Genomic DNA, 26462 nt, shown 5'->3' with positions numbered 1-26462 from the left:
GCAGCTCAGCCGAATGATCGCTGCCGTGCCTGCCGGGCTAGTCATGAAAACGCCACGGAGGCCGGGCTGCAAAGTTGCAGTCCGGCCTCCGTGGTGTCAATAAGCAGGGACGCCTGTCGAACTAGCTGCTTGCGCAGCCGGTCCTAGATTTCCGGGCGGCCGTCCAGCGCGGCCCCATGCGGAGTCGCACCGCCTTCATCGGTCCAGTCCTGGCCAACTTCGTCATTCAATGCAGGGTCGGAAATGGTATCGGGCTCTTCGGCTTCTGTCTTGTTCAGCAGTGCTTCAGGGTTGTTCTCGGTCATGAATCCATCCCTTTCGTTGGTTGGATTGCCAACCTAGCAAGGATCAGCGGACTTCAAAACCTGAATGGCTCCATTTCCAGCAAGCCTTGAGCAATCCAACAGTGCGCGCCAACCGGCTTCACGGCCAGAGCCTATTCCTCACGCTATGCGCTGCACGAATACGACGGAGTCTTCCAAGGTTGCAGGATTGCCGTCCGGTGCCATGATGCTGCGTTCGCGGATCTCTGCGCACAGCACCTCCCACTGCTCAGGGTCCAGCTCCAGGGCCGCCAGTTCCTCTTCCGGGCTGGGGAACGCGGGCATCGGGTGATCGGGCTTGCCGGCGAAGGAAGGCATGGAGGCGTGGGACAGTGCCAGCAGATGGCCGCCCGGTGCGACCAGCGTTGCCGCCTTGCGCAGGAAGTCGGCGCGGGGGAATTCGAAAGGTGCCTGGAAGAAGCTCAAGGTCACCAGATCAAAGGTCTCCCCGGTATTCCACGCGGCCAGATCCGAGGCAATGAAGCGGGCCTGTCCCGCATCCAGGCCAAGCTTGGCGGCTTCTTCCGCGGCGCGTTTCACGGCGGTGGGCGAGATATCCACACCGGTAGCCTTCCAGCCGTTGGCTGCCAGCCACAGCACGTCGCCGCCCTCGCCGCAGCCGATGTCCAACGATGTGCCGGCGTCCAGCGGGGCAACCAATTCCTCGATGACCTGGTTGACCCTGCCTGACCAGATCCGCTCGGATTGGCCGTAGTGGTTTTCCCAGAAGGCGACGCCGTCGAGTTGCGTGGTGTGGTGTTCGTGGTGGTGGCTCATCCTTGGTGTTCCCCATTCGTCAGTAAGGCCGTTATTGAAGACCTTACTGACGATGGGCCCCGTACGCGATCAGTTTTGCGCCAGAGGCAAGAACTATTGTTTCTACCTTGCACTGACCTTGCCGAAGAGGCGGGCAATGGAGGCTAGGATCATTGGCCTGCAGGCCAGCCACGCACCGGCGATCACGAGCAGCGAGAGCGCGAAGTAGAGCAGCCCGGCCCAGTTATCCGCGTACGCGGCGGGATCGGTGGACCCCTGGGCCGCATACATGTGGTTCAGGTTGCGCAGCGCCCCGGTGGAGAACACCAGGATCACGTGCACCAGGATGAACAGCACGAAGTACAGCATGGTGGGGAAGTGCAGGGCTCGGGCCACCTCAATCGGGTACTTCTTGGCCAGGTCCGGCATGTTCTTGGGCCAGAATGCGCTCATCCGGTAACCCGTGATCGCCGCTACCGGAGCGGCAATGAACACGGTGGTGAAGTAGGCCAGCTGCTGCAGCGAGTTGTAGTTCACCCAGCCGTTTTCGGTAGGCCAATCCAGCGTCAGGTATTGCAAGGCCGCCGAGATCGCATTCGGGAAGACCTCCCACGATGTCGGGACAATGCGCATCCAGTGGCCTGTGGCGAACAGCAGCACGAGGAACACCAAGCCATTGACCAGCCACAGCAGGTCAAGGCCCTGGTGCAGCCAGAGGTTGATGCTCACCTTCGGGCTGCGCTTCGACGACCAATAGGCAGGCGGCTTCTTTTGATGCCTGACCAGCATGCCCGAGCGGATGATCAGGACCATGAGGAAGAAGTTGAAGAAATGGTTCCATGCCAGCCAGCCGGGGAAGCCGATGGGTGCTGATTCCGGCAGATGGTATTCGCCCGGGTAGCGTTCCATGAAGGACTCGACCCCATCGATTCCGGCAATGCCGCGGGCAATGAGCACCACGGCAGTGGCCAGGCCCAATGCGGCGAACGCGCCGACGATTCCAGCGAGCACCCACTGCTTGGTGGTCAGCGGACCATGCTTGACCGCTTCCTTCTTGCTCTTTGCCGAGGCCTGGGGCTTCGGGGTGATTGCAGGTTTTGCGGAAGATGCCTTTTCTGCCGCCACTGCTGGCGCCGCCGGAGCCGCAGATTTCTGCATGCCCATGCGGGTACGCGCAGGGGCTGCTGGCGTTTCATCTGCCGTGGCCGAGGGAGCGGCCTTCGCACTGGATGCCTGGGCAACCGGTTCTGCCGGTGCTGGTTCGGCCTTCGCCGGTGCGGCCGGTGCGGCCTGGGCGTCTTCAGCAACGGGTGCTGGCGCAACCGGAGCGGCAACAGCAACGTTTTCTGGGACGCTGGCTGCAGGTTCCGCAGGTTCCGCAGATGCTGCCGGGGCCGCTGCGGCTACGGGTGCAGCCACGAATGAACTTGGCGGCCAGGCTTCTGCACCAGCGGTCCGCGGAAGTCCGCGGCGAACTGCCGGTGCATCTGCACTGGAATTCGCCGCGACCGGTGCCGCATTCGCCGGGGGAACTGGTTTGCTGGCTGCCGGCGCCGTTTCAACCGGTGATGTCTTCGCCGGTTCAGCGACCGGTGTGGTTGCCGGCTCGGAAGCTGGCACAGCCGCCGACACCTGCTGCGTTGCGGCAGCCGGAGCGCTCGCGGCAACAGGATTTCCTGCAGGAGGCCATGGCTCGCCGCCGGCAACTCGTGGCAGGCCCCGGCGCGGCGATCCAACTACCGGTACTTGGCTGGCAACAGTCTGCGCGGACGCAGCGCTGGCCGCGGCAACAGCAGGTGTTTCGGCAGGGGTTGGTTCGGCGGGAGCAGGTGAGCTGACTGGCTGTTCGAGAATGGGCTCGGCAACTGGCTCAGCCTTCGTGGGCTCCGCAACGGTTGCGTCAGCGATGGCTGCCACGGAAGCGAACAGCTCGGCCGGGGGCCAGGGCTCGCCTCCGGCCACGCGGGGCAGGCCCTGCCGGATGGATTGCTCAGGTGCAGTCATGGCAATTAGGCCTTGCGTGCTTCAAGCGCGGAAATCAACTGGGGGACGACCTTGAAAACGTCGCCGACCACACCGAAGTCGGCGATCTCGAAGATCGGCGCATCGGCGTCCTTGTTGATGGCAACGATGGTCTTGGCGGTCTGCATGCCTGCCTTATGCTGGATGGCTCCTGAGATGCCCAGCGCGACATACAGCTGGGGCGAGACCGCAACACCGGTCTGGCCTACCTGCGCGGCATGCTCGACGTAGCCGGCATCCACGGCGGCGCGCGAAGCGCCCACGGCTGCCCCCAGGGCATCGGCCAGCTGGTGCACCAGATCGAACTGCTCTGCACTGCCCAGGCCGCGACCGCCGGAAACCACGCGAGCCGCGGAACGCAGCTCGGGACGGGTCGATGCCGTTTCGGCAGTTTCCAGTTCCTTGACCTCGATCTCCGGCTTGCCGCTTGCGACGACCTCCAGTGCGGTGGCGCTCGCCGGCTGGGCTTGGGCGCGCTCTTCGATGCTGCCCACGCGCACGGTAATCACCGGAGCGCCGAAGGTCGGGGCACTGTGGGTCGAGTACGCGCCGCCGTAGATCGAGTGGGCTGCGATGATTCCCTGGTCATCGCGCGAAACGCCGAGGGCATCCACGCTGAGCGCCAAGCGGTTGCGCACCGCGAAGCGTGCTGCCACTTCGCGCGAGGTCAGGGTATGCCCCAGGATCACCGCTTGCGGCTGGACTACGGCGAAGGCCTGCTGCAGCGCGTCAGCCATCGGCGCGGTCAGCACCGGCGACTCGACAACTGCGGTGAGCACCTGCGCGGCACCAGCCTGGCTGGCTTGTTCCGCCAGGGTTTCAACGGATCCTGCCGGGGCGGTCACCAAGGCGACCGGGGTGCCCACGGTGGAGGCTGCACCGAGCAGCTCCGCGTGGTTCTTGGCCAGCGTTCCGGCAGGGGTGGTCTCGAGGAAAACGAGAATTGAATCAGCAGCAAAATCAGTCATGGTTCTCTTTCCGCTCACACCAGGTTGTTCTTGACGAGGAATTCGGCCAAGGCGTTGCCGGCTTCGCCGTCATCGGTCACGATGGTCCCAGCGGTGCGCGGCGGGCGCTGGGCCACCGAAACCATGATGGAACGCGCGGTATCGGCAGGCAGCGCCTCGACGCCCAAGTCCGCCAGGGACAAGGATTCGATCGGCTTCTTCTTGGCTGCCATGATGCCCTTGAAATTCGGGAAGCGGGCATCGGGCAATGCTTCGGTGATCGAAGCGACCGCCGGCAGCGGAGCGCTGACTTTGGCCGCGGCTCCATCGAGCTCGCGCAAGCCGCTGATCGCGCCGTCGGCAATGTCCACCGAGGACAGGGACGTCGCGGCTGGAAGATCAAGCAGCTCGGCCAGCATCACCGGGAGCATGCCGGCCGAACCGTCGGTGGACATGTTGCCGGTGAGGATCAGGTCGTAATTGCCCCGGCGCAAAGCCGCCGCAAGCACCTGCGCGGTGAGCACCAGATCGGCTCCGAGCAGCTCTTCATCGTTGATGTGCACGGCGTCGGCGGCTCCCATGGCCAAGGCCTTGCGCAAGGTGGCCTGGACCGATTCCGGCCCCATGGTCAGCACGGTGATATCGGTTCCAGGATTCGCGTCAGCGTGCTTCAACGCGACTTCCAAGGTCCGTTCGCCGATTTCATCGAGCACCACTTCTGAAGCGGCGCGATCAGCCAGGCCGGTCTCCAGATCCAGCAGGCGGTCTTCTCCGGTATCCGGGACTTCTTTGATCAGAACCGCGATCTTCATCATTTTTCTCCTCTTATCGCAGCAGTTTCCGCCCGAACCTCCGAGTGCCGGAAGCCATCCATAATTCCGAGTTCCAGGGACCTAGGCCATGCTCGCCGACGAAACTACTAGGAAATCCAAGTTCATTAATGGACCCCGTCGCAGATATCCTGCAGAACTCGAATTATTGTGTCGTAGGCTACATTCGTCTCTGCTGTTTATCTTGTCGGATCAAGCGCCAATGGTCAATGAAAGTGGACAAGAAAACAGCAAGTGAGCATGTTGAAGGACAAATGGTCTACAGATCGGCGGGGTATCCGAACGCGTTTCTGAGCAGGTGAGCCGCATCGCGCTTTTCGCCCGGTTCCGGGTGGGCACCGTAGGCTTTAACCAGAGACCAATTTCGGAATTAAAGGACGGCTCATGGCCAGCAAGAAGCGTCAAGGCAAGAAGAATTCGGGCGCAGGAAATCCTGCCAAGGCGGCAGTTCGCGGCCGCAGCGTGTTCAAGATCCAGGCTGAAGCGCAGGTCGACGCGCTTCGCGGCGACTACACGGCTTGGGTCGCGGAGCAGGTCCCTGTGTTCACTGCCGAACAGGCGTCACAGGCAGCGGGCATGCAGTCGGACCTCATCGGCCAGATCGCCGGCGAGTACGCCGACAACGCCCGCAGCTCCAACCTGTTCGACATGGACGTCGATGTCTTCGGCGAGACCCTGGCCATGCACCTTGGCAACCTGCCGGAATCATTGGCGCCAGAACCGATCTTCACCACCTGGCTGGAGTACTTCAACTTCGTCGATGACCGCAAGCTCTGGCAGGGTCCAGCGGAAAACCTCGAAGCCCTGCGCGAGATGCTGGAAGACACCCTCAACGGCTTCGCCGAAGGCGATGCGGAACTGTGCGAATTGCTGCGCGGAACCAAGCTGTTCACCCAGGTCAAGGCCTATGCAGAGGCGCTGGCCGAGGGCGTGGACATGGAAGACTTCTCCGCAGAGGCGCAAGCCCCGCGCGCCAAGGTGCTCAACGCCGTTGGCCTGGATGCTGAAACCTTCGACCCTAGCGGTCCAGCGCCACTGGCTTTCAATTACATCTGGAGTGCCGGGCGCATGTCAGTCGTGGAGTCCGACGGCTCGGTGCTGCGCACCGACCCGGACGCCTACGACCTGCTGGTGGCCGGCGAGGAAGCGGGCAGCGCGCAGTTGCTCTTCGAGATGGCTGTCGGCTGTGTCCAGGCGCACCTGAACCCGACCTTCGATGTCACCCTGCGCGATGAAGCCCATTACCTGGTGCTGCGCAACCTGCTGGTCACCGCATCCACCGGACGCGAAGGGGACCTGGAAGGCCTGCGCCGCAACTGCGGCCCGAAGATTTACGATGAGGTGCTGCCAGAAGCTCGGACGGCCATGGATTCCTTGGCCGACTACGGCCTGATTTCCAAGGATGGCGAGCACTACAGCATCGACGAGCGCCTGGTTCCGGTCATCTCTGCCGGCATCACCGAGGTCGAGGTCTTCTTCGAAGAAGCCGAATAAAGCAGTACAGCAAGGCAGCTCAAGGCACCCGCAACGCTATGGCCCTGCGGGTGCCGAGCAAGGCAAGAAGAAATGCTCTAGTTGCAGATAGGCGGACCTGCCGTGGCCAGGACGAGCGAAAGGCCCATGAGGTGGCTCGCAGCAGTCAGCGGAATCCTCTTCGCGGTGTTGCTGATGATCGTTGATCCCTTGATCGCCGGAGCTGCCTGGTGGGCTGAGCCCGACCTCTGGTTCCCCTTGGCCTTCCCGATGCTTCCTTGGCTTGCCATAGCCGCCGTCATGGCATGGCTGGGCAGCGCCAGCGACCGTTGGCTGCATGCGCTGTTGCTGAGCCTCGTTTCCTTGGCGGCCGGTGTGATTCCGGGCTTTTTCTGGACGCTTCTGCTCTTTGATGCCTTCCCCGAATCCGCCAGCCCGCAGCTGCCGATGACCGTCTCGCTCATCGCCGGCGCAGCAGTGATTGTGATGGGGGCAGTCGCAGGTTCCTGCGTCGCCCTCAGGCGCTTGAGCAAAGCTCGACTGGCCAGATAGCGCCACATCGGCCCGCTATTGCGCCTGGTCGTCCTGCCGCGAGGCGGCAATGCCGATCAGCTTGCGCAGCACGTCCAGGTTGATATCCTCCAGCTTCTTCACGTACACGCAGCCGGCTCCTTCGGTGTACTTGCCCAGCTGCGGCAGCAGCTCGGCCCCTTCGGGCAGATCCTTCAGGCCATAGAGCGACAGCTGGGCCTTGCGCGGCGAGAAGCCAGTCTTGGGCCAGATGCCGGTGGTGCGCGCATTGGCAGGGGAGATATAGGTATAGCTTCCGTAGCCGATCATGCTCGGGCCCCACATCACCGGCTCCTCGCCGGTGGCTTCGCGGAAGATGCGGTCCAGCTCATGGCCGTCAATCCGGCGCTTGTCCGGGGTTGCCGCCTCGATGAACTCCTCAACGCTGGCGTCAGTTGGAAGGGTCTTCTGACTTGTTGGCAAGTGATGCCTCCTCGGGTGCAGCAGGCGATTCTGCCTGGAAAATTGCCGACAGCTTGCGATACTGGCCGGTGCCCATGGCCAGCAGCGCCACCACAATCATGATCAGCCCGCCGGCCAGGAAGATCAAGGCGATGCCACGCGCCTCGCCTTGCCCCACCAGCCAGCCGAACTGGGCATCGCCCTCGGGCGAACGCATGAACGGGATGACCAGGTACTGGGCTATTGGCGCGATCAGGAAGGCGGTAATCGGGGCCGCCGCAGCTTCGAGCATCTGGGCGAAGCCGAATACCCGGCCCTGGCGGCGGAAGGCGACCACCTTCTGGATCACCGTTTGCTCCGAGGCTTCCACCGCGGGAATCAGCATCATGTAGAACCAGATGCCCAGCACATACAGCCAGGTCCACTCGCGGATGGTGAAGATCGCGCCGAGGAATCCCATGACGGCCACCAGCAGGAGCATGGTGCGGATCGGGTTGGCCCCCAAGCCGAACTTGGCGATGGCCAGGCCTCCGACGATGAAGCCGGTGGACGCCAGCCCGAAGGCGATACCCCAGGCCTCGACCGGCATGATGGTCAGCCCGTAGGGGTCCATCAGCGCCATATAGGTGCCGCCGATGAAGTTGTTGAACATCGAGAAGATGATCAGGGCGAACAGTCCCGGAATGGCCATTACCGTGGTGAAGCCCAGGCGCAGGTCGCTGGTCTTGGTGCGCCCCTCCTCCTTTTCCGGCTCCTCCTCCGGGATGGAGATGCCCAGCAGGTGCAGCATCGTGATCACCACCAGCATGATGGCGATGGCCAGCGTCCACCCCATCCCCAGCAGCCCGATGGACAGCCCTGAGAACACGCTGGTGACGATGAAGGCGATGCCCTGCACCGTGCCCACCAGCCCGTTGGCATTCGCGTGGCGCTCGACCGGGATCAGCAGGGTGACGGTCGTGGACAGCGCGATGCCGCGCATCTGCTCGACGATCGCCCCGAACAGGATGACCAGGCAGAAGATCCAGAACTGCCACCCGCCGATGTCAAGGATGTCTTCGGTGGGCAGCACGAGGTAGATCAGCCCGGCCAGGCTGAAGGCTACCGCGGTGATGAGCGCGGAGAAGACGAAGACCGATTTCTTGCGGTGGTTGTCCACGATGGTCCCGAAAACCATGGAGAACAGGGAGATCAGCAGCATGAACGCGCCGCCGATGATGCCGGTGGCCATGACGTTCTCGGTTTCCAGGTACACCTAGAAGGTCAACGCGAACCACAGGTAGCTGGTGGTGAGGTTCGCAACGGCGGTATTCACCAGAATGTGCATGAATGAGCGCTGGCCCTGCGGCGGAACCTCGGGGTTGCCGCTGCCGACCAGCGGATGATCCGTGGGTCCTTCATCGCGCATGGGGAGCCTGCTTTGCAAAAAGTGGGCTGGTGCTCGTATCAAAGAATACGCCGATCCATTGATAGGCAACAGGTGTTGACTCAGACGATCGAAAACATAGTAGTCAGATGCCTAGCCCAAGCCTAGGCATAGCCCTAGTGTGACCGCGGGCACTTTCTGCCAAGGTTGAATCCATGCAAACCGGCTGCAGCGGTTTTCCCCTTTTGACGAGCATTGAATGGACGGAGCACACCACGCCATGACCGAGACCCTGAACGAGGTATCCAGCCTGCTGGATAACGCCCTGGTTGACAGCCCGGAAACCGGAGAGTTCCGCGCCAATCGAAATATCTTCACCGACGAAGAGATCTTCGAGCTGGAAATGAAGCACATCTGGGAAGGCAACTGGGTATACCTGGCCCACGAATCCCAGATCCCGAACATCGGCGACTACTACACCACCAACATCGGCCGCCAGCCCATCATCATCTCGCGCAACAAGCAGGGCGAACTCAACGCCCTGATCAACGCCTGCAGCCACCGCGGAGCCATGCTCTGCCGCCGCAAGACCGATAACCGCACCACCTTCACCTGCCCCTTCCACGGCTGGACCTTCAACAACTCGGGCAAGCTGCTTAAGGTCAAGGACTCGCGCGGCGCCGGCTACCCGGAGCAGTTCAACAAGGACGGCTCCCACGATCTGACCAAGGTCGCCCGCTTCGAGAACTACCGCGGCTTCCTCTTCGGTTCGCTCAACGCCGATGTCAAGCCACTTCAAGAGCACCTGGGCGAGGCCACCAAGATCATCGACATGATGGTCGACCAGTCCGAGCAGGGGCTGGAAGTGCTGCGCGGCGCCTCGACCTACACCTATGACGGCAACTGGAAGCTGCAGGCGGAAAACGGCGCCGACGGCTACCACGTCTCGGCCACCCACTGGAACTATGCAGCCACCCAGGCCCGCCGCGCCAACGGCGAATCCTCGAATGACACCAAGACCATGGATGCCGGCGGCTGGGACAAGCAGAAGGGCGGCTACTACTCCTTCGAGCACGGCCACCTGTTGCTGTGGACCGAATGGCTGGACCCTGCCAACCGCCCGCTGGCCGAGAAGCGTGACGAGCTGGTCGCCAAGTTCGGCGAAGCCAAGGCCGACTGGATGATCGGCATCTCGCGCAACCTGTGCCTGTACCCGAACGTGTACCTGATGGACCAGTTCGGCTCGCAGATCCGCGTCTTCCGCCCGATCTCCGTGGACAAGACTGAGGTGACCATCTACTGCTTCGCCCCGGTGGGCGAATCGGATACCGCGCGCGCCGCCCGCATCCGCCAGTACGAGGACTTCTTCAACGCCTCGGGCATGGCCACCCCGGATGACCTGGAAGAATTCCGCTCCTGCCAGAAGACCTACCTGGCCACCGCGGCCCAGTGGAACGACCTCTCGCGCGGCCAGGCCCACCAGATCACCGGTCCGGACGAGAACGCCGACAAGGTGGGGCTGAAGCCCATCTCCTCCGGCGCCCGCACCGAGGACGAGGGCCTGTACCCGATCCAGCACGGCTACTGGCTGCAGACCATGCGCCGGGCCGTGGACAACGAACGCGCAGAACAGAACTAAGGCAGAAGGGACATACAGATGAGCACCATTGCAATGACCGAGGCCCCGACGTCCAACGGCCCAATCACCACCGCGGACATCGCGCAGTTCCTCTACCAGGAAGCCCGCTTCCTCGACGACCGCGACTTCGACCGCTGGCTGGACTGCTACCACCCGGAAGCCACCTTCTGGATGCCTGCGTGGGCCGACGACGAGCAGCTGACCGAGGACCCGCAGCGCGAGATCTCGCTGATCTACTACGCGAACCGCGGCGGCCTGGAAGACCGCGTCTTCCGCATCAAGACCGACCGCTCCTCGGCCACCTCGCTGCCTGAGCCGCGCACCGGCCACAACATCACCAACGTGGAGATCCTGTCGGTCGACGGGGACAAGGTGGATATCCGGTTCAACTGGTTCACCCTGTACTACCGCTACCAGAACGTGGACACCTACTTCGGCACCTCCTTCTACACCATCGACTACTCCGGCACCGCGCCGGTGATCACCGCGAAGAAGGTCGTGCTGAAGAACGACTACATCCACCACGTGGTGGACATCTACCACATCTAAAGCGACACCTCCGTGGGCGGCGGGGCCAGTGCAGGCCCCGCCAGCTCACCCATCCCCGAAATTTGTGAAATGAGCATGCCATGTCCCATCAGGTAGCACTCGCCTTCGAAGACGGAATCACCCGCTTCATCAAGGTCGGCTCGAACGAAACCGTCGCCGACGCCTCCTACAAAGCCCGCATCAACATCCCGCTGGACTGCCGCGACGGCGCCTGCGGCACCTGCAAGGCCTTCTGCGAGTCGGGTACCTACGACGGCGGCGACTACATCGAAGAAGCCCTGACCGACGACGAAGCAGATGCCGGCTACTGCCTGCCTTGCCAGATGGTCCCCGAATCCGACCTCGTGCTGCAGATCCCGACCACCTCGGATGTCGCCAAGACCTCGGCCTCCTTCTTCGAGTCCACGCTGACTGAGATCCGCCGCATCTCCGAGACCACCTACGCCTTCAGCCTGAAGGTGGACAACCGCGAAGAGCTGTCTTTCCTGCCGGGCCAGTACGTGAACATCGAGGTGCCCGGCTCCGGCGGGCAGACCCGCTCCTATTCCTTCAGCTCCGGCCCTGACGTCGAGATCGTCTCCTTCCTGATCCGCATCACCGACGGCGGGCTGATGTCCACCTACATGCGCGATACCGCCAAGGTGGGCGACCGCATCACCTTCACCGGCCCGATGGGCAGCTTCTTCCTGCGCGAACCCAAGCGCCAGTCGCTGCTGCTGGCCGGCGGCACCGGCCTGGCCCCGCTGCTGGCCATCCTGGAGAAGCTGGCCGGCATGGACAACCCGCACCCGGTGCACCTGATCTACGGCGTGAACACCGACATCGACCTGGTGGAGCTGGACGTGCTGCAGGACTACACCCAGCGCATCGAGGGCTTCAGCTTCGACACCGTGGTGGGTGACCCGGACAGCGCCTCCGAGAAGAAGGGCTACGTCACCAACCACTTCGAGCCGCATCACCTGGCCGAGGGTGACGTGGACATCTATCTGTGCGGCCCGCCGCCCATGGTGGAAGGCGTGCGCCGCCACCTGGAAGCCGAGGGCATCAAGCCGCAGAACTTCTACTACGAGAAGTTCGCGCTGGCAGTCGTGCCCGAGGCGGAGGCCGAGCCGGCCGCACCAGCCGCAGCAGAAGCACCGGCAACGCCAGCAGCTGCCGCCGAGCCAGCAGCCCAGGGCTACGAGATTGGCGAGGAGCATGCCAGCTTCGAAGCGCAGTTCGATGCCCGCATGGCACTGGAACTGGCCGTCGTCGAGCTGACCATGGGCAAGCTGGCCGAAGGCCAGCTGGGCGAATTCAAGGTCCTGGCCGAACTGGCCGGCAAGACCCTGGACGGCGAGAAGTTCGTCAACGCCGAGGAATTCACCGTCACCAATGACGCTTTCCACGAGTTCCTGTTCAAGGCCGTCGGCAACGAGCACCTGCTGCAGGCCTACCGCCGCTTGGACGTTCCGGCGCTGATGGCCGCCGTGCTGCGCCAGGAGCACTGGATCGACGGAGCCGTGGACGCTGACCACCTGGAAATCGTCGCGGCCTTCGAAAAGCAGGACATCGCCGCCGCTCGCGCGGCGATCACCGCGCACAACCAGCACGCCAAGGCCACCATGGCCGCCGCCTCCAAGGCAGCTGCCCAGTGAGCGCCACGCAGAGTCCGGTGAACCAGACCGAGGCCGCCGGGCTGCCCGAATCCTTCCACCCGGGCCGCTTCGCCGGCAAGGTTGTCATGGTCACCGGTTCCGCCCAGGGCATCGGCTGGTCCGTGGCCCGGCGCATCGCCGCCGAGGGCGGGGAACTGGTGCTCGTGGACCGCGCGCCGCTGATCCACGAGGTCGCCGAGGGCCTGCGCGCCCACGGCGCCACCGCGCTGAGCGTGACCGCAGACCTGGAAACCTTCCAGGGGGCGCTGGCCGCGGTCACCGCCGCCAAGGACCAGTTCGGCCGCGTCGATGTGCTGGTCAACAACGTCGGCGGGACCATCTGGGCCAAGCCCTACGAGCACTACGCGCCGGAAGAGATCGAGAAGGAAATCCAGCGCTCGCTCTTCCCGACCCTGTGGATGTGCCGCGCGGTCTTCGAGCTCATGGTCGAAGCCGGGCGGGGCACTATCGTGAACGTCTCCTCGGTCGCCACCCGCGGCATGAACCGCGTCCCGTACGCGGCAGCCAAGGGCGGGGTCAAGGCCATCACCTCGGCGCTGGCCATGGAAGGCGCGGCGAAGAACATCCGCGTAGTCGCCACCGCCCCCGGCGGCACCGAAGCCCCGGAACGCGTTGTCAAGCGCGGCCCGGCTCCGAGTGGCGAGCAGGAAAAGGCCTGGTACCAGGCCATCGTGGACCAGACCGTGGATTCCAGCTTGTTCAAGCGCTACGGCACCCTGGACGAGCAGTCCGCGCCGATCGTGTTCCTCGCCTCCGACGAAGCCTCCTACATCACCGGCTCCACCCTCGCGGTGGCCGGAGGGGACCTCGGCTAGCGAAAAGCGCCACAGCGGCAACGCATCATCAGCAGGCAAACGGCTCGTCTTCACGGCCCGTTTGCCGCATCAGCACCATCAGCACCATCCCGGCCGTGCACTTTTCGCCGGGCACGTATTTTCCGGGGAACAACGAGGTTTCCCGGTCACCGCGAACGAACGGAAAAACACGTGAACACCAGCACCATTTCCCGCAGCAACGCCGCCAGCACCGTGCGCTGGGTGGTGGCCATCGCCGCCATCTCGCTGATCTTCGACGGCTACGACCTGGTGGTCTTCGGAACCATCGTCTCCACGCTGCTGTCCGACCCCAGCCAGCTCGGCCAGCTCGATGAGGCCACCGCCGGCCTGCTGGGCAGCTACGCGCTGCTGGGCGTGATGGTCGGCGCGCTGGCCACCGGCGCGATCGGCGACTACATCGGCCGGCGCAAGACCATGATCACCGGCATCATCTGGTTTTCCGTCGGCATGGGCCTGACCGCGCTGGCGGCCGACACCCTGTGGTTCGGCATCCTGCGTTTCGCCACCGGCATGGGCGTGGGCGCGCTCGTCGCCACCGCCGGCGCGGTGGTGGCCGAATTCGCGCCGAAGCACCGCCGCAACTACTACAACGCGATCGTCTACTCCGGTGTGCCGGCCGGTGGCGTGCTCGCCTCGCTGCTGGCTATGGTGCTCAGCGAGGCGATCGGCTGGCGCGGGCTGTTCCTCATTGGCGCGCTGCCGTTGCTGTTCCTGCTGCCGATGGCCTGGTCCAAGCTGCCCGAATCCCCGCAATGGCTGCTTTCCCGCGGCCGCGTGGACGAAGCCCGCGCACTGGCGGCACGCACCGGCATGCAGCTGGACCTTCCAAACGATGCCGAGGCCGGGCAGGTCAAGGCCGAACGGGCAGGCTTCGCCGCACTGGCCACCAAGCGCTACGCGCTGCCCACCGCGTTGCTGGGCATGATGAGCTTCGCCGGCCTGCTGCTGACCTACGGGTTGAACACCTGGATGCCGGAAATCATGCAGCAGGCAGGCTACGGCAAGTCCCACTCGCTGCTGTTCCTGCTGGTGCTGAACCTCGCGGCGGTCTTCGGCGGGCTGCTGGCCTCGGTGGCCGCCGACCGCGTCGGCCCCAAGCAAGTTGTGGCGCTGACCTTCTTCCTGGCCGCGCTGGCAATGGTGCTGATGACGCTCAAGCTCCCGCTGGTGCTGCTGCTTGCCCTGGTGGCGGTGGCCGGGGTGGGAACCATCGGCACCCAGGTGCTGATCTACGGTTTTGTGTCGAACTACTACCACAGTGCTGCCCGCGGGGCCGGGGTGGCCTGGTGCGCCGGATTCGGGCGGCTGGGCGGAATTTTCGGGCCGCTGCTCGGCGGACTGCTGCTCTCGGCCGGGGTTTCCCCGGGTACCGCGTTCTATGTGTTCGCCGCAGTTGCTATCGTTGGAACGCTGGTCACCGCCTGCGTCCCGCTAGCCCGTTCGGCCGCGCCGCGCAGCACGCAAAAAGTGCTGGCTGGTGCCGGAACAGGGGAGTAGCGGCACATCGGAACGCCAAGCAGCAACGCAGAAAGGCTGGTGAACGCCATGCTCAGCGCCCAGCAGGCCCAGGATGCGCTTGCCGACCTTTCGCGCGACGTCCAGCATAACGGCAGCATGCTTGCCGTGCTCAAGGGGCCGCGGGGCAGCGGCAAGAGCACCATCATCAAGACGCTGCTGACCCGTGTGGCCGGCCAAGCGGTGCAGCTGGTGACGGCCTCGCGCTGGGAGACCGCCCAGCCTGGGGCCGCCTTGGCCCCGTTGCTGCAGCGCAGCCATGCAGGCTCGTCCGGGGCGCTGGGCGAAGCGCTGCTTCAGCATCTGCGCAGGGATGCGCAGCACCCGCGGGTGCTGGTGCTGGAAAATGCGCAGTGGGTCGATGACCTCAGCTTCCAGGCGCTGCACTATGCCTGGCGCCGATTGCGCAATGAACCGGTGCTCATCGTGCTGGTGATGCGCGAGCAGAACCTTGCACGGCTGTCACCGGAAACCCGCGAATTCCTGGCCGACAGCCAACTGAAGATCCTCCAGCTGGAAGTTCCCAGTCCCGCGCATGCCCGCGAGATCGTCTGTGCCAGAACGGGGATCGACCTGCCGCCCACGGCCGCCGAGCAGCTGGTGCACTACACGCAGGGCAACCTGCAAGCGGTCATCGAGCTGGCCCAGGAATATCCGGAGCAGGGCTGGGAGCAGTTCGACCGCTGGCCGCCTGCCCCGCGCGCCCTGTCCTTGCACGTCATCGAGCTGCTGGATGGGCTGGATCCGCGCGCCCGGGCGCTGGTGGAAGCCGCCGCGGTGCTCGGGGTGCAGGCTCGGATCGATGTCATCGCCAAGCTGGTCGGGGAGGACGATCCGCTGGAGCCGATCCAGCAGATTCTCGACTCTTCGCTGGCGCAGGCCCACGGCCACAGCGGCAAGGTTCGGCTCGGATTCGAGAGCGCCCTGGTGCAAATGGCGGTCTACCACCAGATCCCGCTGAGCGCCCGCATCAAGTTGCATGCTAGCGCCGCCGACATTGTCGAGGACCAGGGCGAGCGCTTGGGCCACCGGGCTGATGCGAGCATCCTGCCTGACGGCAACCTGTCGCTGGAACTGCGGGACTACGCACGGGCGCAGGGACAGCGGGGCGAGTGGTCGTCGGCCGCCACCGCATTCTTCCGTGCCATGCATTTGTCCCCGGAGCCGATGCGCCGCGACTCCCTGCTGCTCAACGCGGTGGATGCCATAGTTGCCGCCGGCGAGCTGCCGCGGGCGCAAACCTTCGCGCACCAGTTGGCGAGCTTGGAAAGCAGCCCGGAGCGGGACGTGCTTTCCGGATACATTTCCATTCTGCAAGGCAGGGCCAACACCGCGCGGCGCTGGCTGTCGAGCGCCTGGCAGAACGCGGTACAGGAGCAGGACCACGATGTGATGGCAGTGATCGCGCAACGCCAAGTCCTTGATTCGCTGTGCCGTCTAAAGGGGCAGAAGATCATTGACTGGGCTGAGCAATCGCTTCGCCTGGCCCAGGTCGGCAGCCCGCTGGCCATCGAGAATGCGGCCATCCAAGGGCTTGGCCTGGCAATGATGGGCCGCGCCGAAGAAGGCGAGCAACTCCTGATGGATCTGCTGGCCACCCTTCCGGCAGGAGCCCAGCGCCAGCGTGCGGAAATGTCGCTGGGCTGGGTCTACCTCGCGACCGATCGCGTGGAGCTTGCCCGGCACGAGCTTTCTGCGGCCAGCTCCACGGACTTCAGCGATGGATCGCTGCGCATCTCGTTGTGGGCCAAGGCCTGGTCTGCTCGCGCTGAGTTCCTCATGGGCGACTGGGACCAAGCACTGGAGACGGTTCGATCCGCGCAAGCCCTGCAGGAACGTTCTGAAATCCAGATCCTGCGTCCGCTGATCCAACTGACCGCGGCGCAGATCCACGCGTTGCGCGGCAATTGGGAGCAGGCTGATCTGCACCTTCGCAAGTCATGGGCTCGTACCGGCAGCTATGCCATCATGGAAATGCCTTACCGGATGGCGCGGGCCGAGATCGCCCGGGCGCAGGCAAACCATGAAGAAGTCGTGCGTACGCTGGAGCCCCTGCTTCGGCTGGACCGCACACAGGGCATAGACCAGCCGGGCTTCTGGACCTGGCAAGATACATATGCCTTGGCGCTCATACGTTGCGAACGCCTTGAGGAGGCAGAAGCTTTCATTCAGCCGTTGCTGGAGAGCGCTGTCGCTTCAGGCCACCAAACCGGGGCTGCCCGCTTCTTGAGCGTGCAAGGCGCCTTGCTGGCAGCTCGCGGCGATATCGACGGCGCCCGCCTTGTCTTTGAAGATGCCATCCGCCGTTTGGAGGGCGTCGGTTCGGTTTACCACCGGGCGAAAATTGATTTCTACTACGGGCAATGCCTGCGCCGCGCCGGCAAGCGGGCCGAATGCGTGGCTCCGCTGACTCGCGCGTTGGCGATTTTCACGCACTGCGATGCCACCGTGTACATCGATCGGTGCACTCGTGAGCTTCAGGCAAGTGGTACCGGGATGCTGCGCAAGGAAGGCACCGACTGGTCGACGCTGACGGCGCAGGAACAAGCCGTGGCCAAGCTCGTTTGCGAAGGCGCAAGCAACCGCCGCGTCGCCGAAGAGTTGTATATCGGTACAAAGACGGTGCAGTACCACCTGACCAAGATCTACACGAAGCTTTCGGTCTCCAACCGTACAGAGCTTGCTGCTTTGGCACGCTTTGGCCAAGAAGAATAGTGCTTCTTGGCTGATAAGAATTTTCATTCACGAACGACAGCCGAGCCATCCGCAGTGCGGCTCGTCCTGCGTGCAGTGACTGAAAATTTTTTTCATTCAAGTCGTATCGCTTGAACGGGAGGAAGACAGGACTTGATGCAGGCGGCAGTCAGCTGCGCAACGCGAATCATCGCGGTTGCTCCTGTGGGGTTATGGGTGGTGTGGCGGTTCTAGTGACTGAAAAAATTTGTCACTCAAAATTCACAGCGGGCGACCGGTGCTAGCCGGTCCCAGTGTCGGGCAGGTCTTCATCTTGGCCAAGGCCCAGCACGCGCCGCACTTCGGGGGTCAAATGCACCTTGTGAGCTGCGTCGTCCGATGTTCGCTGCGGGCAATGATCGTTGACATGATCAAAGTTCGCCACGTTGGCTACGCTCTTAGGGATCGTGATTGACCGCAGCCCGTGCGGAGACACCCACGTCTTGGAGCCATCAGGGCAGGCGAAGACCTTCCACCCTAGGGCGTGCTTGAACATCTGATGCTGCTTGCACAAGAGATGGGTGTTTCGCCGGGTCGTGTGGCCGCCTTGCCCAGACGCTTCAATGTGGTCTATTTCTGATCGGTCGGCTGGGCGACGGCAACCCGGGAAACCGCAATGCTGGTCGCGGTGACGCAGGAAATCGCGCAACCCCTGCGAAGGCCGGTATTTCTTGGGTTCCACGTCAATTGCGGCGCCCGTCCATGGGTCGGTCAGCACGCGCTGGAATGATGGAGCGTCTGCCGCGAGTTCCAACGCTACCCCGATTGGGATGGGTCCGTAGCCTTCCAGATCGGCAAGGGCGCGAGTGGGATTCGCGAGCATTTCCACGGCCGGTATCGTGATGGATACCCGTGGCTTCAGCGGCATGCCCTCCATTCCGGGCCATCCATTCAGATATACGTCTGCAAGGGCATCGGCCTCAAGCTGGGTTTGGGTGCGCGGATCTTTGGGATCAGTGCTCTGGGCGGCCACCTGCTTGATCGAATTGCGGATTGAGTGGATGACATCAGCGCGGTGATGCAACTGCAAGGTGGCCATGCCATCCTCGTCATTCCAGACCTTGACGTTGCGGGCGGCCATGGCGTCCTTCTGCCGGTTCTCGGCAGAGTCGGGGTTCAGCCGGTCATGAAGGCGGCGGGCGCGCTGGTAGACGGTCTCGTCGCTGGCGGTCCTTGCCAGAGGCAGAAGGGTCTGTTCCATGAGCGAGACTTGCCCAGGGCCGAGATCTTGGGAGTACTTGACGATGTCGTGGGCGGCCTTGGCAGTGATCTCGCCGGCGGCCAGCGCGAGGAGCGTGGCTTTGCAGACATGGCGCAATCCTTTGGCGTGAAACATCCGCTTGCTGACTTTGCGCGGGCTTTCCCTCAATGCGACAGCCGCCTCGGCGATGAGGTTGGAGTTGATGGTCTGCTCGCTTCCACGGTCCACGCCGTAGTATGCGGCGCTCTTTCGGGCTTCAGCTTCTTCCTCTGCCGTGTGGGTATTTTCCGTGGCTATGAAATCGCTGAATGATTCGCTGACCTGTTCGACCGAATCCGCCAGCAAGACGCAGATGACAGCTTCGACGCTGCTCAGAAGGCGCTGGATCTTCTGCAAGCGTTCCAATGCGTCCCCGGGGCCGTTGACCGGGCCGGCATCATAGAGCTCATTGGCAATTTTCTTGAGAGGGCCGAAGAACATCTGGTGCTCGCGCTGAGCATCGAACGGGGAGGTTTTGTGCGACTCTGTGCGGGTGCCCGGTGGTGGCAGTGGCAGGCGGTGCTCACCGTCGTTGTCTTCTAAATATGCGGGAGTAGTCATGATTTACTTTCCCGCGATACATCGACTATGTGTTCTGTTTATTTTCGAATTGTGGATAACAACTAGAAAGTTTCTGCGAAAAGCTATCCATGTGGATTCTGGTGAAAAATCCCCAGTACCGGGAATGGAGCAGTGGCTGTGGATTTATCTGCTTGCTTGAGCCAGAGGGCGTGGCGGGCGCGTCAAAGCCGCACGGAGGCCAAGGATTCCCATGGCAGCCAGCAAGGCCAAGGCGAGGATGCTGGCGATGTACAGGGGCTCTTCCAGATCAGCAGCGGCGCCGGCGTTCCAATCGGCAAAGGTATCGCCCACGGAGTTCATGTTGGCGAAGGAGGCGAAGAAATAGGCCGGTGCGCCGAGAGCAACGATCAGGCTCCATGTCCCAATAGCAGCCCAAGCGGGCAGCTTGCGACCGGACGCGATGACGGAAACGAGCCAGGAGATGGCGAGGCCAATTCCGATTGCTGCGAAGACCCAACCTCCAAGCGAATCGTAATCCTGGTCCATGGCGGCCATCTGCACGATGGTCTCATCCAGGGGGATTCCACTGGCTGCGACCACTGCCCAATTGTTCATGAGCAGTGCGCCGTAAACCGCGTAGGCCACGATGATGGCGGCACCGGAGGTGGCTAGAAGCTTGCGCATGCCGGTAGCCTAACACCGTGCAAGCGAAATACTTGGCATCACTAGCAGCTCGTGCGTCGGATGCCGGTATTGCATTGCAGAAGACCGTGAAGCAGAGGCCCCGAATCGGTAAAGTGCATTATGTGCCGATCGGGAAAGCGCAGCGATCGCGCAAGCGACATCACCAAACGCTGCCATGCAGCGCCAATCGTCTATAAGGGGACTAGAAATGATCTTCACCAAGAAGGGCGACGCCGCTGTCCTGGCCAAGCTCAGCGCGGCTCCAGCACCTTATCGCGAGATTGCCGAGCGGCTTCATGCCATCATCGTGCAAAGCGCGCCCTCGCTGGAGCCGATCGTCCGCTGGGGCCTTCCGTTTTATGTCCGGGACGGCAAGGACGTCTGCTACATCAAGCCTGACAAGGACTTCGTTGCCTTCGGCTTTGGCGAAGTGGTGAATCCCGCCTACGAGGACGGCGCGCACATGCATCCGGTTGCCTGGACCATCACCTCGCTGGATGCCGCAACGGAGGACAAGATCCGCGAGCTGGTGAAGAAGGCGGCTGGCTGATCCAAGGCAGCGGCAACGCCCGGAGCCGTTCAAATGCACGGAAAGCCTCGGCAGGAACATTCCTGCCGAGGCCTTCCGCTTGCCTGGTCGCGCTGGGGCTTACTTGACTGGGTCGAGAACGAAGTCGTAGGTGACCTGCTTGCCGTTGCCGGATTCGGCTGGCTGGATGTCCAGCAGCAGTTCCGGCTTCACTGCCGATGCGATGTCATCGTCGTTGTGCTCGTCGCCAGGGAAGTACAGCTGGGCGGTGAGCAGCTCGTGGCCCGGTGCCGAAACCTTCAGGTGCAGGTGGGCTGGGCGCCATGCGTGCCATCCGGCAGCGGCGATCAGCTGGCCGCAGGCACCGTCGGTCGGGATCTGGTACGGAGCCGGCTGCATCGTGTTGATCTGGAAGTTGCCTTCCTCGTCGGCAATGAAGGTGCCGCGCAGGTTCCACTCGGGGATGCCCGGGGCGAACTGCGAGTAGAAGCCCTCTTCGTCGGCGTGCCACAGCTCGATCTTGGCGTTCTTCAGCGCCGAGCCATCGGTGGAGCGGACCTGGCCCTGGAAGAGCAGGTTGGTGCCCTTCTCGTCCTCGCGCATCGAGATGGTGGCCGGGGAGTTCTGGGTCGGAGCATCAGGCACGTAGTACGGGCCCTCGATCGAGCCCTTGTTGCCGTCGCGGTGGTCGGTAGCGACCTCTTCCACCGAGTGCTCCAGCCATACGTCCAGGAACAATGGCCATTCGCCGTCGTCGCCAACCTTGATCAGCCAGGCCTTCAGCGCGTTGAATTCGTCGTAGGTGACGCGTTCCTCGAGCACGATGTCGTTCGCGGCCTTGATCAGCTTGCTGGCCAGCAAGTTCACGCGCTCGGTGGAGGTTTCGATGCTGCCGAGCTTGCCGGAATTGCGGAAGCTGTCGGTGGCGGCGTTGCCGGACTTGGCTGCAGTTGCCTGATCTGGAGTTTCGGTGGTCATGGTGACTCCCCTAAATTGTGTGGTGTGACGTATGCGGGCCCATGGTGTGACCCCCATCATCTGCGGTGATTGATATTCAATGTAGTGCAGTGTCTATGCCCAGTGAAATACTTATTTGGCGGTGATTGAGAGTTCTTGGATATCAATGCATGTGGGCTGGCGCACGGAGGGAACCCGCTGGCTGGAAACCTTCCTAGGCCAGCGAATTCGGGTGCTTGGCCAGCGCGGTGACCTTGATCTTCATGTACGGGTACATCGGGAAGCCGCTGAGGATTTCGTGCAACTCGTCATTGGACTCGACGTTGTACAGCGAGTGGTTCGCGTACTCGCCGACTACGCGCCAGATGCCCTGCATCTTTCCGCTGCGCTGCAGGCTCGCGGAGTACTCCTTCTCGCGGGCCTGGAAATCGGCGACCTGTTCGGCGGTGAGGTGGTCCGGGAATGCAACGTCCATACGGGCGAGGAACAACATGGGGAATTCCTTTAGTTCGAGGTGGAAAGTGCGTGGTCCTGGCGGTAGCGCGCCAGCTTGGATTCGTCGATGGCGGCGCCCACGCCGGGCACGCTGCGCACCGAAATGCGGCCGTCGATGATCTGCAGCGGCTCGGCGAGCAGGTCATCTGACATGTCCAGGAAGTTCGACAGCTCGCCGGCGCGGCGGCTGGTGGCCTCGAAGGCCGCGCCGAAGGTGACGGTGGCCAGCGAGCCGACCTGGGTGTCGATCTGGTTGCCCATGGTGACATCCACGCCCAGCCCGGTGCACAGGCCGAGGATCTCGGTGGCTTCGGTGAAGCCCGAGCGGGCGGTCTTGATGCAGATCGCGTTGGCGCCGCCGGAGAGCAGCTCGCGCGAGGCGTCGCCCGCGGTGGGCGCGGACTCGTCGGCGACGACCGGGATCGGGGAGTGCTCGACCAGCCGGCGGCGGCTCATCGCCTCCTTGGCGTCGCACGGCTCCTCGAGCAGGCTCAGGCCCAGGCCCTCGGTCTGGCGCAGCACCTCCATGGCCTCGTTCGCAGTCCAGCCGCGGTTGGCGTCCAGGTAGATTTCCACGTCCTGGCCCAGGCCTTCGCGCAGCACCCGGCAGGCCTCGATGTCCAGGGCGAGCGGGCGGCGGCCGACCTTGAGCTTGAAGGTGGTGATGCCGTACTGCTCGCCGAAGCGCAGGGCCTCGTCGAGCAGTTCCTGGGCCGGCTTGAAGCCGAGCATGTGGCTCACCCGCATCGAGTCGGTGAAGCCGCCGAGCAGCTTGTGCACGGGGGCGCCCAGCGCCTGGCCGATGGCGTCCCAGATGGCGATGTCGATTGCGCCCTTGGCGACCTGGTTGTGGATGGTCCTATCCAGCACCTGGCGGATCTTCGCGCGGTCCATGATGTCCAGGCCGATCAGCTGCGGGGCAAAAACATCCTGCACGATCGCGACGATGGACTTCTGCGTCTCGCCGTAGGTGTACGGGCGCGGCGGGGCGTCGGCGGTGCCGATCATGCCTTCGTCGGTGTGCACGCGGACAAGCACATGGTCGGCGGTGTGCACCTCTCCGCTGGCAAAGCGCAGCGGGTGGTTGTAGGGGATGGCATAGGGGATTGTTTCAATCCGCTGGATTCTCATCGGGGTCCAGCCTTTCTAGGGGGTTGAGCAATGTGCAAAGTTCCAGGAAGTTGCGCACCAGCGCGGACTCGTTGCCGGCTTTCCAAGCGATGGCAAGGTCGACGGACGGTGCGTTGCGCAGCGGCCGGAAAGTGATCCGGGAGCTGTGCGGCAGGTAATGGGTGGTGGGCAGCAGCCCGATGCCCAAGCCTGCTGCGACGAAGGTGAGCAGCGTGGAAGTCTCGCTGGCCACCTGGGCGATCTGCGGGGCGAAGCCCACGCGGCGGCAGGAATCCATGATGATGTTGTTTACCGCGGAGGACGGCGGATAGCAGATGAACTTCTCGCCAGCCAGCTGCTCCAGCTCCAGTTCTTCGTGGGCGGTCAGCGGGTGGTCCATCGGCAAGGCCACGGCCAGGTGGTCGCGGTCCAGCAGCATGTAGTCGACCTCGGTGCCGCGAACCGGCGGGCGCAGGATCGCCAGGTCCAGGCGCCCCTCGACGAGCCCTTCGACCATCTGCGGGGTGAGCATTTCGCCCTGGACATTCAATTGGAGGCCGGGCATCTGCTCCGAGCTGGCCTCGATGAGCTTGGGCATGATGCGCGAGGTGGCGCTGCCGGTGGAGCCCAGGCGCAGTACGCCCAGCGCGCCTTCGCCCACCGTGCGCACATCGCGGGAGAGCTGGTCGAGCTCTGCGAGCAGGATGCGCCCGCGGCTCAGCAGCAGTTCGCCGGCGTTAGTCAATTCCACCTTGCGCGTGGTGCGGATCAGCAACTGGGTATTCAGCGTCTCCTCAAGCTGCTTGATCTGCTGGGAGAGCGGGGGCTGCGCGATATGCAGGCGCGCCGCCGCGCGGCCGAAATGGCGTTCTTCGGCGACAGCGACAAAGTAGCGAAGTAGTCTCGTGTCCATGGTGCTCCGATCGTCGGACCGCGCGTCGAATGCGCAGAAGACGCTTGCAGGCAACTCTAACGCGGCGATCCAAGAGGGTGAAATACTTATTCTGGGCCGATTGAGAGTCTACAAGTATGAATGGATTTGCCGTACTGGCAGGGAGGGATATGGAAGAGATGGCTTATGGTCCTGCCGGCGTCGCGCCGCGGACAGCAACATGGGTAAAGCGGAACGGGAGCACCGGTGTTCTTGTCGCGGTCGGCGCCAGGTGCACGCCCAGGGGCGCTTGGTCGTCGACCGGTAGCCGGGACTAGGTTGGCGTTGAAGTCGACGAGTTCGCCGAGTTCGACGATGGCACCCGGGTGTCGATCCGTTGGGACCGGGGATGCGCCATCGGCCTCAACGGATTCGGCAAGCTCAGCGAGCAAGAGCTGCTCGAGCATCTTGAGGGAGCTCTACTGCCCGACGAGGGTGAAGTTGAAGACCTGGGCGAACGCCGTTCCTGGCACGAGTATGCGCTCCTGCTGGCGGAGCAGGGTAACAATGCAACTGCCCAGGAGCTGAAAAACCTGCCGTGCCTCACCGAGCTGTCCTCCGATCTCAGGGCGCAGGTTCAGGCTTGAAAGTGCAGGTCGCGCCGGTGCTTGGCAGCGGGAAAGGGTGCGGCTAGGGTGTGAATGTGACGCTGGGCACAGGTTTTGTGCCCGCGAAGATTTCGACGAGGCGATCCATGAAGGGGTACGCAGATGAAGGCTTATGCCCAGGGCGAGAGCGAGCCGCAGCTGATCGAAGAGACGATCGGAGCCAACTTCGAACGCACGGCGGCCCGCTTCGGCCCGGCAGAGGCACTGGTCGAAGCTTCCACGGGGCGGCGTTGGAGCTGGAGCGAGCTGGACGCGCAGATTAACCGCCTGGCCAAGGGCCTGCTGGCCGCCGGCCTGCAGGCGGGGGACCGGGTGGGCATCTGGGCGCCGAACTGCGCCGAATGGGTTTTCGCGCAGTACGCCACCGCGAAAATCGGCGTCATCCTGGTCAATGTCAATCCTGCCTACCGCACCCATGAGTACGCCTACGCGGTCAACCATTCGGGGGTGCGCCTGCTGCTGGCGGTCTCCGAATTCAAGACCAGCAACTACCGTGCGATGGTGGACGCGACGCGCGCCGACACCCCTGAACTTGAACGCGTTATCTACGTGGACACCGCGGACTTCGAGCAACTGCTGGCCGAAGGCGAGCGCATCAGCGACGAGGAACTGTCCCGGTGCCTGGCTGCCACCAAGCCGGAGGACCCGATCAACATCCAGTACACCTCGGGCACCACCGGCTACCCGAAGGGCGCGGTGCTCAGCCACCGCAACATCCTGAACAACGGCTACCAGGTGACCGGAATGATCGACCTGGACGAGCACGACCGGCTGTGCATCCCGGTCCCGTTCTACCACTGCTTCGGCATGGTCATGGGCAACCTGGGCTGCACCAGCCGGGGCACCACGATCGTCATTCCGGCCCCGGGCTTCGATGCCGAAACTACGTTGCGGGTGGTGGCCGAGGAAAAGTGCACCGGGTTGTACGGGGTGCCGACGATGTTCATCGCGATGCAGAACCATCCCAGCTTCAAGGACCACGACCTCTCCTCGCTGCGCACCGGCATCATGGCCGGGTCCATCTGCCCCATCGAGGTGATGCGCCGCTGCATCGACGAGATGGGCATGGACGGGGTGTCCATCGCCTACGGCATGACCGAGACCAGCCCGGTATCCTGCCAGACCCGCAGCGATGACGATCTCGAGCGCCGCACCTCCACCATCGGCCGGGTGCACCCGCATGTGGAGATCAAGGTGGTGGATCCGGCCAGCGGCGAAACCCTGGAACGCGGGGAAACCGGCGAATACTGCACCCGCGGCTACTCGGTGATGCTCGGCTACTGGAACGACAAGGAGAAGACCCGCGCGGCCATCGACGACGAGGGCTGGATGCACACCGGGGACCTGGCGGTGATGCGCGAGGACGGCTACTGCACCATCGTCGGGCGCATCAAGGACATGGTGATCCGCGGCGGGGAGAACATCTACCCGGCGGAAATCGAGGAATTCCTCTACAAGCATCCGGATATCGAGGATGTGCAGGTGATCGGGGTGCCCGATCAGAAGTACGGCGAGGCGATCTGTGCCTGCATCCGCATGAAGGCAGGACGCGAGCCGCTTGACGTGGCGGCGATCCGCGAGTATTGCACCGGGCATCTGGCGCACTACAAGATCCCCGCCTATGTGCAGGTGCTGCAGGATTTCCCGACCACCGTCACCGGGAAGATCCGCAAGAACCAGTTGCGCGAGGACGCGGCGAAACTGCTGGAGCTGTAGCCGCCCGCCGCCAGCCAGGTCAGCGAGCCACAGCGATGCTTTGGGTGGAGG

23 protein-coding genes and 1 pseudogene are annotated in these 26462 nt (G+C 63.6%); 11 read left to right on the top strand and 13 right to left on the bottom strand.

Annotation, left to right across the window (positions count from 1 at the left end):
• Nucleotides 1-143: 143 nt before the first annotated feature.
• From BKX98_RS17135 to BKX98_RS10025, 5 genes are all read right to left on the bottom strand, one after another.
• Nucleotides 144-305 carry a hypothetical protein gene (locus tag BKX98_RS17135; protein ID WP_198934371.1) on the bottom strand — a complete coding sequence of 54 codons (162 nt, stop codon included), beginning with the start codon at nucleotides 303-305 and terminating at the stop codon, nucleotides 144-146.
• 138 nt (nucleotides 306-443) lie between these two features.
• Entirely contained in the window at nucleotides 444-1100 is a 657-nt protein-coding gene (locus BKX98_RS10040) for a bifunctional 2-polyprenyl-6-hydroxyphenol methylase/3-demethylubiquinol 3-O-methyltransferase UbiG (RefSeq protein ID WP_073707119.1), read from the bottom strand.
• Nucleotides 1101-1202: 102 nt separating this feature from the next.
• Nucleotides 1203-3083 carry a cytochrome b/b6 domain-containing protein gene (locus BKX98_RS10035; RefSeq protein ID WP_083586736.1) on the bottom strand — a complete coding sequence of 627 codons (1881 nt, stop codon included), beginning with the start codon at nucleotides 3081-3083 and terminating at the stop codon, nucleotides 1203-1205.
• A 5-nt stretch (nucleotides 3084-3088) separates the two neighbouring features.
• Entirely contained in the window at nucleotides 3089-4069 is a 981-nt protein-coding gene (locus BKX98_RS10030; protein WP_073707118.1) for an electron transfer flavoprotein subunit alpha/FixB family protein, read from the bottom strand.
• Nucleotides 4070-4083: 14 nt separating this feature from the next.
• Nucleotides 4084-4860 carry an electron transfer flavoprotein subunit beta/FixA family protein gene (locus BKX98_RS10025; RefSeq protein ID WP_038992878.1) on the bottom strand — a complete coding sequence of 259 codons (777 nt, stop codon included), beginning with the start codon at nucleotides 4858-4860 and terminating at the stop codon, nucleotides 4084-4086.
• Between the two features lie 402 nt (nucleotides 4861-5262).
• Between BKX98_RS10025 and BKX98_RS10020 the strand changes: the two genes are divergently transcribed.
• A complete protein-coding gene (locus BKX98_RS10020) occupies nucleotides 5263-6372 on the top strand; it encodes a hypothetical protein (RefSeq protein ID WP_066143144.1) in 1110 nt (369 codons plus the stop codon).
• 126 nt (nucleotides 6373-6498) lie between these two features.
• Entirely contained in the window at nucleotides 6499-6903 is a 405-nt protein-coding gene (locus BKX98_RS10015) for a hypothetical protein (RefSeq protein WP_038992881.1), read from the top strand.
• Nucleotides 6904-6918: 15 nt separating this feature from the next.
• On the opposite strand, the gene BKX98_RS10010 is transcribed toward BKX98_RS10015, so the two are convergent.
• Together BKX98_RS10010 and BKX98_RS10005 are read right to left on the bottom strand one after the other, a co-directional pair.
• Complete coding sequence (locus BKX98_RS10010) at nucleotides 6919-7344, bottom strand: DUF1801 domain-containing protein (RefSeq protein WP_073707117.1); 426 nt, start codon at nucleotides 7342-7344, stop codon at nucleotides 6919-6921.
• Nucleotides 7313-8731: pseudogene (locus BKX98_RS10005) on the bottom strand (MFS transporter). The gene BKX98_RS10010 and the pseudogene BKX98_RS10005 overlap by 32 nt, the downstream one beginning before the upstream one ends.
• A 238-nt stretch (nucleotides 8732-8969) precedes the next feature.
• Between BKX98_RS10005 and benA the strand changes: the two are divergent.
• The 6 genes from benA (at nucleotide 8970) to BKX98_RS09975 (ending at nucleotide 17601) form a co-directional block, all read left to right on the top strand.
• Nucleotides 8970-10328, top strand: a complete 1359-nt coding sequence (gene benA / locus BKX98_RS10000) for a benzoate 1,2-dioxygenase large subunit (protein ID WP_073707116.1) — start codon at nucleotides 8970-8972, stop codon at nucleotides 10326-10328.
• 33 nt (nucleotides 10329-10361) lie between these two features.
• Nucleotides 10362-10877 carry a benzoate 1,2-dioxygenase small subunit gene (gene benB / locus BKX98_RS09995; protein ID WP_073707262.1) on the top strand — a complete coding sequence of 172 codons (516 nt, stop codon included), beginning with the start codon at nucleotides 10362-10364 and terminating at the stop codon, nucleotides 10875-10877.
• Between the two features lie 80 nt (nucleotides 10878-10957).
• The gene (benC, locus tag BKX98_RS09990) at nucleotides 10958-12514 is read left to right on the top strand and encodes a benzoate 1,2-dioxygenase electron transfer component BenC (protein WP_073707115.1); all 1557 of its coding nucleotides are present in this window, start codon (nucleotides 10958-10960) and stop codon (nucleotides 12512-12514) included.
• Nucleotides 12511-13350: a 1,6-dihydroxycyclohexa-2,4-diene-1-carboxylate dehydrogenase gene (locus BKX98_RS09985; protein ID WP_121867643.1), complete on the top strand. Its 840-nt coding sequence runs from the start codon at nucleotides 12511-12513 to the stop codon at nucleotides 13348-13350. The genes benC and BKX98_RS09985 overlap by 4 nt, the downstream gene beginning before the upstream one ends.
• 171 nt (nucleotides 13351-13521) lie before the next feature.
• Entirely contained in the window at nucleotides 13522-14868 is a 1347-nt protein-coding gene (locus tag BKX98_RS09980; RefSeq protein ID WP_073707114.1) for an MFS transporter, read from the top strand.
• A gap of 48 nt (nucleotides 14869-14916) precedes the next feature.
• Nucleotides 14917-17601: a LuxR family transcriptional regulator gene (locus tag BKX98_RS09975; RefSeq protein WP_073707113.1), complete on the top strand. Its 2685-nt coding sequence runs from the start codon at nucleotides 14917-14919 to the stop codon at nucleotides 17599-17601.
• Between the two features lie 259 nt (nucleotides 17602-17860).
• Here BKX98_RS09975 and BKX98_RS09970 read toward each other — a convergent pair whose 3' ends face one another.
• Both BKX98_RS09970 and BKX98_RS09965 read right to left on the bottom strand, forming a co-directional pair.
• Nucleotides 17861-19216 (bottom strand): HNH endonuclease signature motif containing protein, encoded by a 1356-nt coding sequence (locus tag BKX98_RS09970; RefSeq protein WP_158024684.1) that lies wholly within the window; start codon nucleotides 19214-19216, stop codon nucleotides 17861-17863.
• Between the two features lie 348 nt (nucleotides 19217-19564).
• The gene (locus BKX98_RS09965; RefSeq protein ID WP_073707111.1) at nucleotides 19565-20065 is read right to left on the bottom strand and encodes a hypothetical protein; all 501 of its coding nucleotides are present in this window, start codon (nucleotides 20063-20065) and stop codon (nucleotides 19565-19567) included.
• A gap of 208 nt (nucleotides 20066-20273) precedes the next feature.
• Between BKX98_RS09965 and BKX98_RS09960 the strand changes: the two genes are divergently transcribed.
• Entirely contained in the window at nucleotides 20274-20615 is a 342-nt protein-coding gene (locus BKX98_RS09960; RefSeq protein WP_233125338.1) for a DUF1801 domain-containing protein, read from the top strand.
• A 99-nt stretch (nucleotides 20616-20714) separates the two neighbouring features.
• Here BKX98_RS09960 and catA read toward each other — a convergent pair whose 3' ends face one another.
• The 4 genes from catA to BKX98_RS09940 all read right to left on the bottom strand — a co-directional run bounded on the left by catA (nucleotide 20715) and on the right by BKX98_RS09940 (nucleotide 24069).
• A complete protein-coding gene (catA, locus tag BKX98_RS09955) occupies nucleotides 20715-21572 on the bottom strand; it encodes a catechol 1,2-dioxygenase (protein WP_073707110.1) in 858 nt (285 codons plus the stop codon).
• Between the two features lie 193 nt (nucleotides 21573-21765).
• Nucleotides 21766-22044 carry a muconolactone Delta-isomerase gene (gene catC / locus BKX98_RS09950; protein WP_038992889.1) on the bottom strand — a complete coding sequence of 93 codons (279 nt, stop codon included), beginning with the start codon at nucleotides 22042-22044 and terminating at the stop codon, nucleotides 21766-21768.
• An 11-nt stretch (nucleotides 22045-22055) separates the two neighbouring features.
• Nucleotides 22056-23177 (bottom strand): enolase C-terminal domain-like protein, encoded by a 1122-nt coding sequence (locus tag BKX98_RS09945; RefSeq protein WP_073707109.1) that lies wholly within the window; start codon nucleotides 23175-23177, stop codon nucleotides 22056-22058.
• A complete protein-coding gene (locus BKX98_RS09940; RefSeq protein WP_073707260.1) occupies nucleotides 23158-24069 on the bottom strand; it encodes a LysR substrate-binding domain-containing protein in 912 nt (303 codons plus the stop codon). The genes BKX98_RS09945 and BKX98_RS09940 overlap by 20 nt, the downstream gene beginning before the upstream one ends.
• A gap of 344 nt (nucleotides 24070-24413) precedes the next feature.
• On the opposite strand from BKX98_RS09940, the gene BKX98_RS09935 reads away from it, so the two are divergent.
• Both BKX98_RS09935 and BKX98_RS09930 read left to right on the top strand, forming a co-directional pair.
• The gene (locus BKX98_RS09935; RefSeq protein WP_073707108.1) at nucleotides 24414-24674 is read left to right on the top strand and encodes a hypothetical protein; all 261 of its coding nucleotides are present in this window, start codon (nucleotides 24414-24416) and stop codon (nucleotides 24672-24674) included.
• Between the two features lie 123 nt (nucleotides 24675-24797).
• Nucleotides 24798-26411: an AMP-binding protein gene (locus tag BKX98_RS09930; RefSeq protein WP_073707107.1), complete on the top strand. Its 1614-nt coding sequence runs from the start codon at nucleotides 24798-24800 to the stop codon at nucleotides 26409-26411.
• Nucleotides 26412-26462 lie beyond the last annotated feature (51 nt).

This window comes from Glutamicibacter sp. 0426, from assembly GCF_001906485.1.
Lineage (GTDB): Bacteria > Actinomycetota > Actinomycetes > Actinomycetales > Micrococcaceae > Glutamicibacter > Glutamicibacter nicotianae.
This window is presented reverse-complemented; position numbering and strand designations above follow the sequence as displayed.